Raw genomic sequence first — 19,193 nt, forward strand, 5'->3', positions numbered from 1 at the left:
TGTACGAAAATAGGTTAAATCATGAGGATTTGACCTATTTTTGTGATACTTTTGCATCGTTGCCTATGCAATTTTCAGGCGACGCTCAAGCAGAATATTAAAAACAGACAAGATGAAAAGACTTTTCGGCTTTTTGATTCTCGCGGCTTTTTCCTGCATGTTGCATGCGCAGCGTGTGCTCAGTCTGGATAGTTGCCGGAATATGGCCATTGCAAACAACAAGAGCCTGCTGATAGCCAAGGAAAGGATGCAGAAGGCGCATTATGACCGGAAAGCGGCATTTACCAACTTCCTGCCGGATTTCTCGGCCACGGGAACGTACATGTACTTCAGTGATGAAATTTCATTGCTGAACGACGGGCAGAAATCGGCTCTGAACCACATGGGAACCTCGTTGCAGCAAGGGCTGACGCAGGCGGCTACTCCTATCATCCAGCATATCGCACAGACGAATCCCCAGTTGGCGGCTTCTCTGCAGCAGGCCATACAGAGCGGAAAACTGGACGGTATGTCCACGGCTTTAAACCAGTTGGGCAATGAACTGACGGATGCCTTGAGGACGGATACCCGTAACGTATGGGCCGGGGCTGTGACGCTGATGCAACCATTGTATATGGGAGGTAAAATCAGGGCTTACCACCGTATCACGAAGTTTTCCGAAGCATTGGCGCGTACGCAGCATGATGCCCAGTTGCAGGATTTGATTCTCAACACGGACGATGCCTATTGGACAGTCGTGTCTTTGAGCTATAAGAAAAAGATGGCCGAGAGCTTCCTGGACTTGGTGAACCGTCTGGACGGCGATGTGGAGAAGATGATAAGGGAAGGAGTAGCTACCAAGGCAGACGGATTGACGGTAAAGGTGAAAGTAAACGAAGCTGAAATGTTATTGACTAAGGTTGACAATGGTTTGGCTTTGTCTAAAATGGTGCTTTGCCAGTTGTGCGGCATGGATTTGGACACGAAGTTCACGCTGACGGACGAGGACCGGACGGATTTGCAGGTGTCTGAGACGGTACCCGATGATGCCGTACAACGGGCGTGGACTTATCGTCCGGAATTGAAAAGTTTGGATTGGGCTAACAAGATATACGAAGACAAAGTGCGGGTGGTTCGCTCGGAAATGCTGCCTTCGTTGGCTTTGACCGGTGGGTATTTGGTCTCCAATCCTTCGTTGTTGAACGGTTTCGAGAATAAGTTCCGTGGGATGTGGAACGTGGGCATCATGCTTTCCGTGCCTGTTTTTCATTGGAATGAGGGTATATATAAGGTAAAGGCTGCCAAAAGCGAAGTCAATATCGCCCGTTTGCAACAGACCGAAGCACAGGAAAAGATAGAATTACAGGTCAACCAAAGTCTGTTTAAAAATACGGAAGCACAAAAGAGACTGGCTTTGTCGGAGAAGAACATGGAAAAAGCGGAAGAGAATCTCCGTTATGCCGATAAGGGATTCAAGGAAGGAGTGATTCCTGTGACGAATGTCATGGAGGCCCAAACGGCCTGGCTTTCCGCCCAGTCGGATAGGATTGACGCACAGATAGATTTGAAGTTGGCACAGACTTACCTGCAAAAGGCCATGGGTACGTTAGGCCCGGGATTATAATGAGAATGAAACCTTGACGATAATAAAATGTAAATGGATGTATGGAACTCAAGAAACAAAATAATAATGTGATATGGGCGTTGGTAACGCTCGTGGTGGTCATTGCGGCTGTAGCTGTGGCAGGAATGCTTCTGTTGGGGCACGACGATGAGTCGGTCCAGGGACAAATGGAGGCGTCTGAATATAGGGTTTCCAGTAAGGTGCCGGGCAGGATATTGCATTTCTATGTGAAGGAGGGCGATCATGTGAGAGCCGGGGATACGTTGGTCGTATTGGAGGCTCCGGATGTGGCGGCCAAACTGTCACAGGCCGAAGCGGCCGGTCAGGCAGCCCAAGCTATTAAGGAAAAAGCCGACCGCGGGACGCGGGCAGAACAGTTGCAGGGGGCATACGAGATGTGGCAAAAGGCAAAAGCCGGTTTGGATATTGCGGAAAAGTCTTATCATCGCGTCAACCGTTTGTTCGAAGAAGGAGTGATGAGCGCACAGAAGCGTGACGAGGCTTATGCAAACTATCAGGCGATGAAAGCCACGGAACGCGCCGCCCGGGCACAATACGAAATGGCACGTAATGGGGCGCAGCGTGAGGATAAGGAAGCGGCAGCCGCACAAGTCGCACGTGCGAAGGGGGCGATTGCCGAGGTGGAGTCTTACATGAGAGAGACTATATTATTGGCGCAGATGGACGGTGAAGTCTCCGAGATTTTCCCCGAGACGGGAGAATTGGTCGGTACGGGAGCGCCTATCATGAACATTACGATGTTGGACGACCGTTGGGCGACATTCAATGTGCGTGAAGATTTGTTAAGCGGTTTGGCCGTGGGAAAAGAATTCACGGCGTACGTGCCTGCTTTCGGTAAAGACATCAAACTGAAAGTGACTTACATGAAGGACAGGGGAACTTATGCGGCATGGAAAGCAACCAAGACCACCGGACAATTCGACTTGAAAACGTTTGAGGTGCGTGCGGTTCCGGTGGGGGTGAAGGAAGTGCTTCGTCCGGGCATGTCGGTCATCATCAAACGATAAGGAGGTAACGGGCATGCAGGAGTCTCATGGTATAGCAGGCATTATGGTGCGTGAGTTACGGCGGCTGGTTTCCCGGCCGTTGTACCTTTGTTGCATGGTAGCGGCTCCACTCCTTTGTTGCCTTTTCTTTACCACGCTGATGTACGAGGGGCTACCCAAGGATATGCCCGTGGGAGTGGTGGACGAAGACAATACGTCCACGACGCGGGAAATATTGCGTAACATGGATGCTTTCAGCCAAGTGCACCTGACAGAAGATTATGCCTCGGTCAGTGAGGCGCGGCGAGCCATGCAACAAGGTAGAATTTATGCTTTCTACTATATCCCGGAGGGCACTACCGAAAAGATTCTGTCGAGCCGGCAGCCCACGGTGTCTTTTTATACCAATAACAGCCTGCTTATTGCCGGTTCATTGATATATCGTGATTTACGTACGATGTCCGTGTTGGCCAATGCTTCGGTCGGCTTGCAGACGTTGCAGGCCAAAGGAATGGACGAGCGTACGGCTATGGCTTTCTTACAACCGATCGTCATCGACACGCACGCTTTGTCCAATCCGTGGCTGAACTATTCGGTCTATTTGAACAATACGATTCTGCCCGGCATCCTGATGATGATGATATTCATGGTCACGGTCTTTGCCATCGGGAGCGAAATCAAGGAGGGTACGGGGAAAGAGTGGTTGGCCATGGCGGACAATCGGATGTGGAATGCCCTTGTAGGCAAGTTGCTTCCTCATACGGTCATCTTTTTCAGCGTAGCCGCAGCTTACGACGCTTACCTTTATGGCATACTGGGTTTTCCGTGCCATAGCGGTATCGGTCCGCTGTTATGTGCTGCTTTTTTGATGGTGTTGGCATCGCAGTCCTTCGGAGTATTTCTCATTTCTGTCCTGCCCACGTTGCGGTTGGCTCTGAGTTCCAGTTCGCTGTGGGGGGTCGTGTCGTTTTCCATTTCGGGTTTTTCGTTCCCGGTGATGGCTATGCATCCGGCTTTGCAAGTGCTGAGTAACTTATTCCCGTTGAGGCATTATTTCCTGATTTATGTCAGTCAGACGCTGAACGGTTACCCGATGGTTTATGCTTGGAAGCCTTATTTGGCTTTGTTGTTGTTCGTTCTACTTCCGTTACTATTGCTCAGGCGGTTGCGTACGGTAATGTTGAACTATGATTATATACCTTAATCTGTCATGAGAACGATAAAAGAATTGCATATCCTATTCCGTGAGGCTGTCAGTGATACGTTTTTTATATGGCGTAAGGAAGCCGGTCGTGTGGTGCGTGACCAGGGAGTACTGATCTTTTTTATTCTGGTACCGGTACTTTATCCCTTGCTCTATGCTTTTATTTATACGGGAGAAACGGTCAGGGAAGTCCCGGCGGTGGTGGTCGATGGGGCGAATACGGCTCTCAGCCGCGACTTTGTCCGCAGGGTCGATGCTTCTCCCGATGTAAAAGTCGTGGCGCGGACGGGAAATATGGAAGAGGCGAAAGAATTGATGCGCCGCACGAAAGCGTATGGCATCATCCGTATTCCGGATGATTTCAGCCGTAAGGTCAACCGGATGCAACAGGCGTATGTCGGTTTGTACTGCGATATGAGCGGATTGCTTTACTACAAAGCGCTGCTGACGGCGTGTACGGACGTGTCTTTGGATATGAACACCGAATTGCAGATCAAACGGATGGGGAATACCACCGTGCGGCAGGATGAAGTGTCTACCGCACCTTTGTTGTACGAGAGTGTGGCTTTGTTCAATCCGACGAACGGGTTTGCCAGTTTCCTGATTCCGGCTGTGTTGATGCTGGTCATCCAGCAGACGCTGCTTCTGGGTATAGGACTGATAAACGGTTCTGCCCGCGAACGGGCCACGTTGCATACCCAACTGGTTCAAGGGACAGGGAGAGGTACGGTGCGTTTGGTGTTGGGCAAAGCTCTGTGTTACCTGATGCTGTATGCTTTGGTGAGCGTGTGGGTGTTGATTGTAGTGCCACAACTGTTCCATTTAGCTCAAATACCCCAAACGTCTGACTTGTTGGCGTTCATGGTGCCTTATTTGTTGGCATGTATATTCTTTGCCATGACGTGTTCCATTCTGGTGTGCCAACGTGAGACTTGCATGTTGGTATTCGTGTTCACCTCCTTGCCTTTGTTGTTCATTTCGGGTATTTCATGGCCGGGAGTGGCTGTGCCCGATTTCTGGAAATATGTATCCTGGTTGGCTCCTTCTACGTTCGGCATCAACGGTTTCGTACGTATCAACACGATGGGGGCTTTATTGGAGGATGTGGCATTCGAGTACGTCGGCCTGTGGATTCAGGCCGGGGTATATTTCTTGACGGCTTGCGCGGCTTATTATTACATGATAAATGAAAGCCGTAGAAAGGCAAATACATTAAACTAATCCATATTCATGAAAAATTTATTATTGATTGCGGTGACCCTTTGGGTCGGATTTGTAGGGACGGCGGCTGCACAAAACCATCTTTTTCCCGCCGAGGCTACGGTTTACGAAGGTAAAAAATTGGCCGACGAAGGCGCATGGTGTTGGTTTGCCGACCCGCGTGCGTTGCATTATGAGAATGAAAGCGGCACGATAAACAGCAGTTATGTCGGTTATATCGACGTGCATGGGGCTGTGAAGGCTGTGCAGTATGATTTTCTGAAGGGGCGGAGGTCGGAGGTGTTGGTACGTTCTTACTTCCAACCGGACGACCATAACAACCCGACGTTTCTGGTATTGCCGGACGAACGTATCATGATATTCTATTCGCGCCATACGGATGAGCCGTGCTTCTATTACCGCATATCGCATGCCCCCGGCGACATTACGACGTTGGGCGAAGAGAGGAAAATCCTGACGAAAGACAATACGACCTATCCTTCTCCTTTCATATTGTCCGACGACCCGGAACATATCTACTTATGTTGGCGCGGTATCCGTTGGCACCCCACCATCGCGCGGTTGTCGTTGCCGGATGAGAACGATGAAGTGCAGATAGATTGGGGACCTTACCAGATGGTGCAGTCCACGGGCGCACGTCCGTATGCCAAATACTATTCCAACGGGAAAGACCGTATCATGTTTACCTATACGACCGGTCATCCGGATAACGAAAATCCGAATTGGTTATACCTGAACAGTGTCAACATCAAAACCTTGCAATTAGAAGACGTACAGGGCAAGGTCTTGTCTACTATTGCCGACGGACCGTTTAAGGTGAACCGTACGGAGCAGCATGCCGTAGATTACCCGGTAGCGGTCGTAGATCATACGCCCGGTGTGCGCGACTGGGTGTGGCAGGTGGCTACCGACAAGCAGGGCCATCCGGTAATAGCCATGGTCAAAATAAGTGGGGACAAGACGCGGCATGATTATTACTATAAGTATTGGGACGGACAAGCTTGGAAGGAAATCTTCTTGGCGCATGCAGGAGGTCATTTTCACCAGACGCCGGATATCGAACGTTGTTACAGCGGCGGCATGGCCATAGATCCGGCACATCCGGAGGTTGTGTATTGTTCTGTGCCCGTCAGTGGGGCGTTCGGGCGTGTGTATGAGATTGTCAAGTACACGGTAGATGTCCGCAGTGGGGACGTGAAGGCAGAGCCTGTTACCCGCCATTCCCGTAAGAATAACGTGCGGCCTTACATTCTTCCGGATTCCGAAAGTTCGCCTTTACGTCTGGCATGGATGCATGGTGACTATTTCGATTGGATTGTCAGTTCAGCACGTCCGGGGTATCCCACTTCCGTTTACAGCGATTTCCGGTGGACGGAAGAACCTGTGGATTTGGACAAGGGTGTGGTGGCAGGTAAATGCGCCGCAGGCGGGCAGATGCAGGAAAAAGGAAAAGGGATTAAAGTGGATGTCCCACGCGAATGGCAGAAAGGCGATTTCACGGTTTTCATCTCGGTGGCGACAGACGGCATGCCTTTACACGGTACTGTCTGCGAGGCAGACGGTTGGTCGTGGGCAGCCGATTCCGTTTCGTTCAAGCCTTGTTTGACGATAGGGCAGAAAGCCGTCCGGAGTTGCAACGTGTTGGGAACGGCGGACAGTTGGTCACGTTATGGCCGGGGGACGAACGGCAAGTGGTATCCCGTGGTGTCTTATCCTCGCCTCGCGTTGGCCATTGTGTCTGAAAACGGGCGTTTGACCACTTATGTCAATGGCTTGGTTGACCAAACCATCGAAGGCGATTGCGGTTTGCGCCGTTTGGTCTTGGACGCTTGCAATGGCCATATGGAAAGTTACACGGTCTACCGTCGAGCCTTGAATCCGGATGAGATTGCCCGCCTTGGTTCATGCAGGTACTGATTCCACAGTCCATATAAGGACGAAAAAAGAATAGGGATGGACAGGAACAAGTAGAAAACGATGTTTTCTTTTGTTCCTGCGCCTGCCTTTCACTATCTTTGCAACAAAATTATAGAGCATTGGTATCAGTTGAAAAGTTAAAGGTGGAGTTCGGGGCGACCCCGTTGTTTCAGGACGTTTCGTATGTCATCAATGACAAAGACCGTATCGCCCTCGTGGGAAAGAACGGGGCCGGGAAGTCCACCATGTTGAAGATTATAGCCGGATTGCAACAGCCCACCTCGGGGACGGTGGCTGTTTCCGGCGGTTCCACCATCGGCTATCTGCCGCAGGTGATGGTGTTGAGCGACGAGCATACGGTGCGTGAAGAGGCAGAACAAGCCTTTTCCCATATCAGCCAAATGCAGGAACGGCTCGACCGGATGAACCAGGAACTGGCCGACCGTACGGATTACGACAGTGAAAGCTACATGGCTCTCGTGGAAAAGTTTACGCATGAGAGCGAGCGTTTTCAGATGATGGGCGGTATGAATTATCAGGCCGAACTGGAACGCACTTTGATGGGGTTAGGGTTCGTGCGCGAGGATTTCGACCGTCCCACCCGTGAGTTCAGCGGAGGATGGCGTATGCGTATAGAGTTGGCCAAGTTGCTGTTGAGGAGACCCGACGTGCTGTTGCTCGATGAGCCGACCAATCATTTGGACATCGAGAGCATACAGTGGCTTGAAAATTTTCTGGCCACTAAGGCCAATGCCGTCGTCTTGGTGAGTCATGACCGCGCCTTTATCAATAATGTAACCAACCGAACCTTGGAAATTTCCTGCGGCCGCGTGTTCGATTACAAGGTAAAGTATGACGAGTACGTGCGGTTACGCGCAGAACGTCGCGAGCAGCAGCTTCGTGCATACGAGAACCAACAGAAAGAAATAGCCGACATCAAGGAGTTTATCGAAAGGTTCCGCTATAAACCCACTAAGGCCGTGCAGGTACAGAGCCGCATCAAACAGCTTGAAAAGATGGTGCCGATAGAGGTTGATGAGGTGGATAACTCGGCTTTGAGGCTGAAGTTCCCGCCCGCCTTGCGTAGCGGCGACTACCCTCTGATTTGTGAAGGCGTGAGAAAGGCATACGGGGAACATGTCGTGTTCCATGATGTGGACTTGACCATCAAACGCGGCGAGAAGGTGGCGTTTGTCGGAAAGAACGGCGAAGGAAAATCTACCTTAGTTAAATGTATTATGGGTGAGATTCCTTTCGAGGGGAGTTTGAAGTTGGGGCATAACGTGCAGATAGGTTATTTTGCACAAAACCAGGCGCAACTTTTAGACGGCGAACTGACGGTGTTCGACACGATAGACCGTGTGGCCAAGGGAGACATCCGCTTGAAGATACGCGACATATTGGGAGCATTCATGTTCGGCGGCGAAGCTTCCGAGAAGAAAGTCAAGGTGTTGTCGGGGGGGGAACGGAGCCGTTTGGCCATGATTAAGCTCTTGCTCGAACCCGTGAACTTCCTGATTCTCGACGAACCTACGAACCACCTGGACATGCGTTCCAAAGACGTATTAAAGGATGCCATACGGGATTTCGACGGGACGGTGGTTGTCGTAAGCCACGACCGCGAATTTCTTGACGGCCTCGTCTCCAAAGTGTATGAGTTCGGCGGGGGAATGGTCAAGGAACATTTGGGAGGCATCTATGACTTCTTGCAGCGTAAGAATATCGAATCTTTGAACGATTTGCAGAAACCTTCACTTTCCACATCTTCGACGGTGGTTTCTTCTGTGGAGGAAAAAACAGGAGCTTCCAATCGGTTGAGCTACGAACAGCAGAAAGAACAACAGAAAAAAATCCGTAAGTTGGAGAAGGCTGTGGAGCAGTGTGAAGCCCGAATCGAGGAGTTGGAGGCCGCAGTGAAAATGTTGGAAGAGCAGATGGCTACACCGGAAGGGGCTGCCGATGTTTCGATTTACGAACGCCATGGTGCGTTGAAGAAGCAGTTGGACGAGGCCGTCAATACGTGGGAAGAGACTTCGTTGGAACTTGAAGAGGCACAATCTTGAATATTCTACAAATATTATCTTAAATGAATGATATGATGAACTTAAAACAATTTATTCCGATGATGGCCTTTGCTTCTTTGGCATTGGCGGGCTGCGGCGGGCCGACTTCCAAGACGGGAATCGACCTGGCTAACTTGGATCAGACGGCAAAGCCGGGAGACAATTTTTATCAGTATGCCTGTGGCGGTTGGATCAAAGCCCATCCACTCACAGGCGAGTACTCGACTTACGGGAATTTTGAGGTCTTGATTGAGAACAATAACAAACAGTTGCGCGGTTTGATTGAAGCCATGGCCAAAGGACAGCACGAAGTCGGGACATTGGAGCAGAAAATCGGTGATTTGTATAACATCGCCATGGACAGCGTGAAACAGAACAAGGACGGTTATGCCCCGATTAAAGAGGACATGGATGCTATTGCGGCCATCCAGGACCGCAAGGAAATCATAGCCCAGATGGCCAAGCTTGGCCGGAAGGGGCTTCCCGGTTACTTCGGCTTCTACATCGATGCCGACATCAAGAACAGCAGCATGAACCTCCTTCAAATCATGCAAGGCGGTTTAAGCTTAGGCGAGAAAGAGTATTATCTGGACAATGATTCGGCCACGGTGCATATCCGTGAATCATTCAAGGCATATATGGAGAAGATGTTCACCTTGTGCGGCTCTACTCCAGAAGAGGCCAAACGTAAGATGGAGGCCGTGATGGGCATTGAAACCCGTATAGCCGTTCCTTCTTATTCGGCTGTGCAGCAGCGTGATCCCGAAGCGAATTACCATAAGATGACGTACGAGGAACTGAAAAAAGACTATTCCGGAATAGATTGGGACGTGTTTTTCACGACGATGGGTATTCAGGGACTGAAAGAAGTCAGCGTAGGCCAACCCGAACCGATTCATGAGGTGGAAAAGATATTGGCCGAAACGCCGGTAGAGGACCAGAAAGCGTTCATGGAATGGAAGTTGATCAATTCGTCGGCTTCCTATCTTAGCGATGAACTCCGTGCCTGCCGTTTTGATTTTTATGGCAGGGTGATGAGCGGGAAGCAGCAAGACCGTCCGCGTTGGAAGAAAGCCGTGGCTACCGTGGAAGGCGTATTGGGCGAAGGGTTAGGCGAGAAATATGTAGAGAAATACTTCCCCGCAGCAGCCAAAGAACGTATGGTGAAACTGGTGAAAAACCTGCAAGACGCTTTGGCTGAACGTATCAAAGTACAGGATTGGATGAGCGACGAGACGAAGAAAGTGGCTTTGGACAAATTGGCTTCTTTCTATGTCAAGGTGGGCTACCCCGACAAATGGCGCGACTATTCGGGTTTGGAAATCAAGGATGACAGTTACTGGGCCAACATCGTGCGCAGCAATGAGTTCGATTTGGCATATATCATCGACAAGAAGTTGAATAAGCCCGTCGACCGTGACGAATGGTACATGACTCCGCAGACTGTGAACGCTTACTATAACCCGACGACCAATGAAATTTGCTTCCCGGCCGGTATCCTTCAGCCGCCGTTCTTCGATATGGAGGCCGACGATGCTTATAATTATGGTGCCATAGGTGTGGTTATCGGTCATGAGATGACGCACGGATTCGATGACCAGGGCCGTCAGTTCGACAAGAACGGAAACCTGACCGATTGGTGGGCACCGGGTGATGCGGAACGCTTCGAAGCCCGTGCCAAAGTGATGGAGGATTTCTTTAACAATATAGAGGTGTTGCCCGGTTTGAAAGGAAACGGTGCTTTGACCTTGGGTGAGAACCTGGCCGACCATGGTGGTTTGATGGTTTCATATACGGCATTCCAAAATGCGATGAAAGAGAAGCCTTTGCAGACGGAAGACGGTTTCACGCCCGAACAGCGGTTCTTCCTGGCTTATGCGAACCTGTGGGCCGGAAACATCCGTGATGAGGAGATCCGCGTACGGACGAAGAGCGACCCCCATTCATTGGGACGTTGGCGTGTGGACGGTGCATTGCCCCATATCGACGCTTGGTACGAGGCTTTCGGTATCACTGAAAAAGATTCGATGTTTGTGCCGAAAGAAAAGCGCGTGACGATTTGGTAAGCCATTCGGCGCAGGCATATATTTTTTAGGCAAGCGGAACGATAAAGATTCTAAATCGTTCCGCTTGTTGCGTTAAAATGGTAGGCGTTTCGGTAAGATTTTGCTAATTTTGCGTGGTCATAGAAACGATAAAACCGATTATACATGCCATTAAATTTACCAGATAAGCTTCCGGCCATCGAGTTGTTGAAAAAAGAGAACATCTTTGTCATCGACACTTCGCGAGCCTCTTCGCAGGACATCCGCCCGTTGCGCATTGTCGTATTGAACCTCATGCCGTTGAAAATTACGACAGAGACCGACCTTGTCCGTCTGTTGTCCAACACGCCTTTGCAGGTCGAGGTCTCTTTCATGAAAGTGAAGGGGCACACGTCGAAGAATACGCCGGTGGAGCACATGAAAGCTTTCTACCGTGATTTCGAACTGATGAAGGAAGAGAAGTTCGATGGTATGATTATTACCGGTGCGCCAGTAGAACATCTCGATTACGAGGAGGTGAACTATTGGGACGAAATCAAGGAGATTTTCGACTGGGCACGCACCCATGTCACTTCCACCCTTTATATCTGTTGGGCCGCCCAAGCCGGATTATACCATTATTATGGCGTACCCAAATACAAGTTGGACCGGAAGATGTTCGGTGTTTTCAAGCAATATCCGTTGGCTCCCATGCTGCCGATATTCCGCGGTTTCGATGATGAGTTTTATATGCCGCACAGCCGCCATACGGAGATACGGCGCGAGGACGTGCTCCGGGTGCCCGGCCTTGAGGTCATTGCCGAATCTCCCCAGTCCGGGGTGTGCATGGTCATGGCGCGTGGCGGACGGGAGATTTACATCACGGGGCATGCCGAGTATTCCCCCTATACCTTGGATACGGAATACCGTCGCGATTTGGAGAAAGGTTTGCCGATAGACATGCCGGTGAACTATTACTGTCACAATGTGCCGGAAGAAGGACCGTTGGTGACGTGGCGTGCTCATGGGAACCTGTTGTTTTCCAACTGGCTGAATTATTACGTGTATCAGGAAACTCCTTACGATATTAACAGTATCCGATGATCAGACAAAGACCAGTAGAGCTTCTGGCTCCGGCCCGTAATGTGGAATGTGCCATGGCGGCAGTGGACCACGGGGCAGATGCCGTGTATATCGGTGCTTCCCGTTTCGGGGCAAGGGCGTCGGCGGGCAATTCCGTGGAGGACATCGCCCGTGTGGTGGAGTATGCCCATACGTTCCGTGTCAAAGTGTATGTCACGGTCAATACGATATTGAAGGACGAGGAATTGCCCGAGACGGAAAAGTTGGTGTGGGCCTTGTATCGTGCCGGAGTGGATGCGCTCATCGTGCAGGACATGGCTTTGTTGGAACTCGACTTGCCGCCCATCCCTTTGCATGCCAGCACGCAGATGGACAACCGTACGCCGGATAAGGTGAAGTTTCTCCACGGTTTGGGTTTCAGCCAGGTGGTGTTGGCACGTGAACTGTCTTTGGCCGAGATTCAGGCCGTTCATGCGGCTTGCGACGTGCCGTTGGAGGTTTTTGTGCACGGGGCACTCTGCGTCAGTTACAGTGGACAGTGCTACGTGTCGCAACATTGTTTCGGGCGGAGTGCCAACCGGGGAGAATGTGCCCAGTTCTGCCGGTTGAAATTCGATATGGTAGACAGTGACGGACGTATGATAGAACAAGGCCGCCACTTGCTTTCTTTGAAGGACATGAACCGGGGATCGGATTTGGAACGCTTGTTGGATGCCGGTGTGACTTCGTTGAAAATCGAAGGACGTTTGAAGGATGTGGCATACGTGAAAAACGTGACTGCGTGGTACCGCAGCCGTCTGGACGAAATCTTCAAATGCCGTCCGGAGTACCGCCGGGCTTCATCGGGGCAGGTCTCTTTGGCGTTCACACCCTGTTTGGAGAAAAGTTTCAACCGAGGATTCACCCGTTATTTTCTGGATGGCCGTACACCTGATATTTTTTCGTTTCATACGCCCAAATCGTTGGGTGAAGAAGTGGGAACGGTGAAAGACGTCCGTGGAAGGTGTATTGTCGTATCCGGAGTCAAGCCGTTTGCCAACGGTGACGGACTGTGCTTTTTGGACGAGCAGGGTAACTTGCAGGGATTTCGCGTGAACCGTGTGGAAGCCAATAAGATTTATCCGGCGGAAATGCCGCGTGTCCGTCCTCACGCCCGTCTGTACCGCAATTTCGACAAGGCGTTCGAGGACGTGCTGTCCCGTCCGTCCGCTGTCCGCAAAATCCGGGTGGAATGGACGTTGGGCGAGTATGCCGAGGGTTTCACGTTGGAGGTGCGCGACGAGGACGAGGTGTCGGTAACCGTAGCTTTCCCCTATCCCAAAGAAAAGGCACGCAGCTCGCAGGCCGAAAACATCAAGGCCCAGTTATCCAAGTTAGGAAATACGCCGTTCGAGGCGGACGGAGTGGACATTCGTTTCCGTTCCGACTGGTTTATCCCTTCTTCCGTATTAGCCGATTGGCGCAGGACGTTGGTAGGACGGTTGCTGTCGGCACGCAAAATGAATGAGTTGCGAGAGGTGCGCCCTCTTCCGACAGCCTTTACGCGCAGCCGGGATGAAAAGCAAGGGAAGGCTCCGGTGCGGTGGGTTCCGGAAGAGGTGACGTATCTGGCCAATGTGATGAACCGCAAGGCTGAGGACTTCTACCACCGGCAAGGGGCAGTGTGCATTGCTCCGGCTTTCGAGAAACGGGAACCTGCCGGTGCCGTGCTGATGTTTTGCCGCCATTGCCTGCGTTACAGCATGGGATGGTGTCCGCGTTACGGGGGAGAGAAGTCTCCTTTCCGTGAACCGTATTATTTGGTTTCGTCCGACGGACGCCGTTTCCGTTTGTCTTTCGACTGTAAAGCCTGCCAAATGAAAGTCTGTGCCGATGCGGAAGAGTAGCTTTTTTCTGATTTACCTGTTATTAGGCAGTTTGTTGTCGGTCGGTTGTTATTACCAGAAGCCCGATTATTCCGACGAGTGGGATTTGACGGAGAAACGGAAGGATTCGCTTGATTTTGAGGCTTCCCATCATTATAACCGGAATTATAATTTCGTGGTGGTGGAAGATTCTTTGTGCCTGCAAACCGTACATCCCGTCCATAATCCGGTACATGCAGGTGTGCCGGAAGACACCGTGGCTGTATTTGCGGACGACCGTCTCGTCGTGGCTGAAGTCATGATTGTGCCGGAGGACACGGTGGATTCGGTTTGGGTGAAAGTAGCCCGCGACCAGTCCACCATGGGTTGGGTGCACGAGCAGGATTTGTTGGCACGGGTTGTTCCGGATGATTCCATTTCGCAGTTTATCCATGCTTTCAGCAATACGCACCTGATATATTTCCTGTCCGTTTTAGGCGTGCTGTTGGTATTGTGGTTGGTACGCCGTATGCGTCGCAAGCGTTTCCATATCGTGCATTTCGATGACATCGGAAGTTGTTACCCTACTTTGCTATGCCTGACGCTGTCTGGTGCCGCAACGCTTTATGCCAGTATGCAGAATTTTGTACCCGATACATGGACGGAGTTTTATTTCCACCCGACACTCAATCCTTTCGGATTGCCGTTTATTTTGGGCTTGTTCGTGGCTTCCGTGTGGCTGATAGTCATTCTGTCCATAGCATCGGTGGAGGACGTTTGCCGGCAACTCCCTTTTCAGGAAGCCATGCTGTACTTGTTTGCCTTGTTGGGCGTATGTGCGGGGTGTTACCTGTTCTTTTCGCTCACCACGTTGTATTATCTCGGCTATCCTTTTTTCTTGTTTTACGTCGGTTGGGCGTTGTGGCGTTATTTCCGTTATGCCCGTTGTCCTTACGTTTGCGGGCGTTGCGGGGCCAAGCTTCACAGCAAAGGGCGTTGTCCGCATTGCGGTGCATGGAATGAATGACCCGTCTGTCTTGCGGGGGAGAGTCAGAAATGCAGGCTGACATCCACTCCGAACTGTAACGGATTGCCCCGTTGTCCGAATTTCATGTTGCGGGTGGTAGCGGCCGAAGTAAAAAAGAAAGCGTCGTAGTCCGTATCCGTCAGGTTTTTGCCCCAGATGTCGATGCGTATGGAGCCGAAGTCCAGACCGGCATGGGCATTCAACAGCGCGTAAAACGGTTGGTGGTAAGCATTGTCCTCGCTCCAGTAGATTTTTCCGGCTCCCGTGGTATTCACGCCGAAGAAATAGCTTTTTATCTTATGGTGTTCCAAAGGTTGTTCGTATTCCACACCTGCCGCGAGCGTGTGCATGGGGACAAAAGGCACATGGTTGCCGTCATAGTTCACCGCCTCTTGCGCTGTTTCCGTCCGGGCTTCCTGCGCTTCATAGCGTTTGAATACGGAGTGCGTGTAGCCGTATGACGCATGCCACGTCAGGCGGTTGTCCAACCATCCGCCGCGCAGTCCTATTTCCGTACCGCAACTCCGTCCCCGTCCGGCGTTGACCATGACACGCCCCAATCCGCTGCTCACGAATTTGGAAATCTGTTGGTCGTACACGTCCATGTAGAACACGGCGGCATCCAGTTGTATCTTGCCGTCCGAGAACGAGAAGTGCCCGCCTGCCTCATAATTATAACTGTATTCCGGTTTGAAGCGGGTCTGTGCCGGAGTTCCGGAAAACTCCTCCTGCGGAATTTGGCTGACAATCATCTGTTTCACGGCTTCCGGCATGTGGGCGTACATCGGTCCGTCCAGCGTCTCCGCCGTCTTGTCCTTGACGGAGCGCATCATCCGGCTTTTCAAATCGCCTTGCACCAGGTCGCTGAACATCTGTACGTTGTATCCTCCGCTGCGGTAGCCCTTGCTCCAACTTACGTACACGTTGTTTTGCGCCGAAAAGTGGTATTGCAAGGCCACCTTGGGTAACCATTGCACGTAATCGTGTTTCAGGCTGCCCCGGAAATGGCTGTCGTCCGACAGGCCTTCGAGGACGAGCGGCATCATAGGGGAAGTAAGCTCCACGCCGTAGTCCATGCGACCACCGTAATCGTAGTCCAACCTCATTTTTTCATATTCCACGCGCAGGCCGGCCACAAGGCTCAGCCCTTCCGTCCCGAACAAGTCGTTGAACGTGCTTTGGTGGAAAGCGGCAAGGTCGGTGGTCGGGGTGTCGAAAGCCCCGTCGGCCACGTAGGGGGAAACTGGCATATCTAATGTAAGTCCCATACCCATCGGGCTGATGGCGGCATTGGCTTTGTCGAACACGGTGTTCATGAACTCGCGGGTCAGAGATACCGGACTTTTCGTGTGTAGGGTCTGGCGCATGGCATAGATACCTCCTATCCATTCCCAACGGCGGTTACTGCGGCTTTTGAAAGTCAGTTCTTCGCTCCAGGAGTTGATGCGTTGCTTTTGGGTCAGGCTGAAATAGTCCGCTTCCGTGAAATCCTGATCAAGCGTCATGTTGTCGTTCAGGTTTTGGTAGGCCGTGACGGACGACAGGATGAACCGGTCGGCAGTATATTGCGCGTTGAGGCTGCTGTTCAGCAAGCTCCGGCGGTAGAATGAAGGACGGTTGTAGAGGATGCGGCCTATACGGTCGGGACGTGGCTCTTCTCCTTCGGTGACACCCAAATAGCGGTAGGGGTAACCCCGGTCTTCACGATACGAATAATCTGTAGAGAAGTCCAGTTTCCAAGCCTCTGCCGGAAAGTAAATGACCCGTACGCGTCCGCCTCCGGTTTCGCTTCCTCCCACCGTTTCATGCCGGGTGACGTTTTCGAAGAATCCTTCCGAATGCTTATAAAATCCACTCAAGGCGTATGCCATCCTGTGGCTTGTCTTTTGGTAATGAGATGCCGACAACCGGTAACCCTTGTCTTTTATCGAAGTTCCCATGCGGATGTCCGTGCCTTGATAATGGAACGGGTTGCGGGTAAACACGCGGAGCAGGCCGCCCATGGCATTCCGTCCGTACAGTGTGGCCTGCGGGCCGCGCAACACGTCCACGCGTTCCACGTCTAGCAATTCAATGTCGTAGGCACTTTTGTCTGCATATCCTACGTTGTCCACGTACAATCCCACGGCCGGGGTGTTGATGCGCGAACCGATGCCGCGTATGTAAGCCGCCGAGGTCAGGCTGCTGCCGTAGTCCGGCATGTAGAAGTTGGGTACGAAAGCCGAAAGTTCTTTCAGCGAAGCAGTATGTTGGTCGTCTAATGCCGTCCGGTCGAAAAGGGAAACGGCGATGGGAGCTTGCCGTAATTTGCCGGTTTCTTTGGGAGAATATACGATGACCACCTCTTCGATGTCTTTTACCCGTGCGCTGTCTTCTGCCGTTTCCTCGATGGGGAGCGCGTATGAAGGTGCGCCCGAGAGGAATAATATTGCTGATATGATGCTCAATCTGTCCATCCGTGGTTTTTGTTTCGGGATGCAAAGTTACGATGAATCGTCGGGTGGGGCAATCCTTATTTATTAGGATTTTCCGCCGGAAGCAAAGGCATACGGAAGTGGTCATGGAATAGATTTTGTATATTGTTTTCTTTATCCTTAGCCTGCGGTTTCCTCTATTTTATTCTGTTTTTCCTTGTTTTTTCACGCCAAAACAGGAGTTAATGGAACTGTAAAACCGTTGCCGAATGTGAAAAATGACGGATTCAGTGCGCGTTTACCTTCAATTTCCCGTTTTTTATGAAGAAGAAAATTTTTCATTCGGCTGAGAAAACATTTTTTTTCTCCGCAGATTTTCCGGTTTTTCTCCGCAGGAAGTGGAGGAGTTTGAAGCCGGACGAGATGAAAATGTGCTGAAAACCTCGATATTTCTTCTAATTGATGGAGAATGGGATGCAAAAAACGAATGTCGTTTTGTCGGCAGAACGTGCCGTAGGCTGACACATGGCAGCACGCCCTGCGGACGAAATCTGCCCAGGTCGTACAGATTGCAGGTGTGCGGAAGCGAAAGGGATACGATGTGTTTTGCGTCCGGTGCGTGAGAATCGCTCCGAAACCGTCACGTCGGGTTTGGGGTGGAAATACGCGAATCTTGGGTAAGGTTGTGTGGGGGTAAAGAGATGGTAACACGAAGGTTTGTTTAATGTTTTGCCTAAGTATAGTACCTGTTTATGAAAAGTGGCCTTAAAGCTAAAATAAACACCAAAAATTCAGCCTTCAAAATACGATGCAAATTCTTTTTTTGATAGGATTTTTGTAACTTGTACATATTCAATTAGATAGAAAAAATCTCGATATCTGAAAATGCAAACTCAAATATTGGGTTTCTACTCAAAAGTATGCTTAACTTTGCGATGTGAGAATTAAATATATGTGGAACATGAATAAGAATATTGCCTATGGAATGAAACATTAATGCAATGGTAGTGTGTAGAGTGAACAGATATTTAAAAACTAAAAAAAAAGAGAACGATGAAAAAAGCAAAATATATTGTAGCAGTCATGAGAAAAGTTGTATTTTTATTGTTTGTGCTTTTGGGGCAAGTTTGTTTGGCACGGAGCGAGGCTGCTCCAAAGTCCTGGGAATCATTGGACAAGGAGACCGGTTCTTCTTTCTGTCCCCTTGATTCGATACCGGATTGGGTAAAAGAAAAAACAACCCAAAAAGAATACGAATTGTGGAAAAAGGCATCCCGATATTACCAAGTGGATTATTCCGTATTGCAAAAAGACTTGTCCAAAGACCAGAAACGGAGGCTTTACGAAAGTTTGGCAGAGGCTTGTGAAAAAATGGAGGTTCGTGGGAAACAAGACGGGGCGGGTGAAATGCTCACTTTTGCGTTACCTGCGCCAATAGATTCCACTATCGTATGGAATACGTGCAGTTACGTGAAAATAGATGAAAATCTGTCTTTCCGGAAGATTGAAGGAGTCGTGTTCCATTCAAAGGACTATCCCGAAGCCCAAGTGAAAGTGATTGTGTGGTGTGTGTACGACAAAGCCAAAAACAGCGTGCAGGTCATCAAAGAAGATATGCAGAAAGCAGGGCAGGCCATCGAAGTGAATGGTTCCCATACTGTCGGTTATGACTCGGCGAACGGTCGGCTGTATGGTTCTTGCGCAGGCTCTTTGGTCTATTGGGATGAGCATAAGGCTTATCAGAGCGAGGATTTCCACAAGGGATATAACATCCCATTGGAATAGG

At 50.6% G+C, this 19,193-nt stretch carries 12 protein-coding genes; 11 read left to right on the forward strand and 1 reads right to left on the reverse strand.

All coding sequences use genetic code 11. The features are described from left to right. The first annotated feature begins 112 nt into the window (after positions 1-112). The 10 genes from HMPREF9442_RS00900 (at position 113) to HMPREF9442_RS00945 (ending at position 14,993) form a co-directional block, all read left to right on the forward strand. Positions 113-1,603, forward strand: a complete 1,491-nt coding sequence (locus tag HMPREF9442_RS00900) for a TolC family protein (RefSeq protein WP_008624276.1) — start codon at positions 113-115, stop codon at positions 1,601-1,603. 41 nt (positions 1,604-1,644) lie between these two features. Beyond that, positions 1,645-2,631, forward strand: coding sequence for an HlyD family secretion protein (locus tag HMPREF9442_RS00905; protein WP_008624277.1), 987 nt, complete (start codon positions 1,645-1,647; stop codon positions 2,629-2,631). Positions 2,632-2,725: 94 nt separating this feature from the next. After that, on the forward strand, positions 2,726-3,814 hold the full coding sequence (locus HMPREF9442_RS00910) for an ABC transporter permease (protein WP_008624278.1): 1,089 nt from the start codon (positions 2,726-2,728) through the stop codon (positions 3,812-3,814). Between the two features lie 6 nt (positions 3,815-3,820). Beyond that, positions 3,821-5,035, forward strand: a complete 1,215-nt coding sequence (locus HMPREF9442_RS00915; RefSeq protein WP_008624279.1) for an ABC transporter permease — start codon at positions 3,821-3,823, stop codon at positions 5,033-5,035. Positions 5,036-5,044: 9 nt separating this feature from the next. Further along, positions 5,045-6,952, forward strand: a complete 1,908-nt coding sequence (locus HMPREF9442_RS00920) for a BNR repeat-containing protein (RefSeq protein ID WP_008624280.1) — start codon at positions 5,045-5,047, stop codon at positions 6,950-6,952. A gap of 119 nt (positions 6,953-7,071) precedes the next feature. Continuing rightward, entirely contained in the window at positions 7,072-9,015 is a 1,944-nt protein-coding gene (locus HMPREF9442_RS00925; protein WP_172634372.1) for an ABC-F family ATP-binding cassette domain-containing protein, read from the forward strand. Positions 9,016-9,050: 35 nt separating this feature from the next. Beyond that, positions 9,051-11,081, forward strand: a complete 2,031-nt coding sequence (locus tag HMPREF9442_RS00930) for a M13 family metallopeptidase (RefSeq protein ID WP_172634374.1) — start codon at positions 9,051-9,053, stop codon at positions 11,079-11,081. A 144-nt stretch (positions 11,082-11,225) separates the two neighbouring features. Continuing rightward, positions 11,226-12,143 (forward strand): homoserine O-acetyltransferase MetA, encoded by a 918-nt coding sequence (gene metA, locus HMPREF9442_RS00935; protein ID WP_008624285.1) that lies wholly within the window; start codon positions 11,226-11,228, stop codon positions 12,141-12,143. Next, positions 12,140-14,008, forward strand: a complete 1,869-nt coding sequence (locus tag HMPREF9442_RS00940; protein WP_008624286.1) for a peptidase U32 family protein — start codon at positions 12,140-12,142, stop codon at positions 14,006-14,008. Before metA ends, HMPREF9442_RS00940 begins: the two co-directional genes overlap by 4 nt. Next, the gene (locus HMPREF9442_RS00945; RefSeq protein ID WP_008624287.1) at positions 13,995-14,993 is read left to right on the forward strand and encodes a hypothetical protein; all 999 of its coding nucleotides are present in this window, start codon (positions 13,995-13,997) and stop codon (positions 14,991-14,993) included. Before HMPREF9442_RS00940 ends, HMPREF9442_RS00945 begins: the two co-directional genes overlap by 14 nt. Before the next feature lie 23 nt (positions 14,994-15,016). Here HMPREF9442_RS00945 and HMPREF9442_RS00950 read toward each other — a convergent pair whose 3' ends face one another. Further along, positions 15,017-17,449 (reverse strand): TonB-dependent receptor, encoded by a 2,433-nt coding sequence (locus HMPREF9442_RS00950; protein WP_008624288.1) that lies wholly within the window; start codon positions 17,447-17,449, stop codon positions 15,017-15,019. A gap of 1,011 nt (positions 17,450-18,460) precedes the next feature. Here HMPREF9442_RS00950 and HMPREF9442_RS00955 point away from each other — a divergent pair. Continuing rightward, on the forward strand, positions 18,461-19,192 hold the full coding sequence (locus HMPREF9442_RS00955; protein WP_008624290.1) for a hypothetical protein: 732 nt from the start codon (positions 18,461-18,463) through the stop codon (positions 19,190-19,192). Position 19,193: the final 1 nt, after the last annotated feature.

Source organism: Paraprevotella xylaniphila YIT 11841, assembly GCF_000205165.1.
In the GTDB taxonomy this organism is placed as follows: Bacteria; Bacteroidota; Bacteroidia; order Bacteroidales; family Bacteroidaceae; genus Paraprevotella; species Paraprevotella xylaniphila.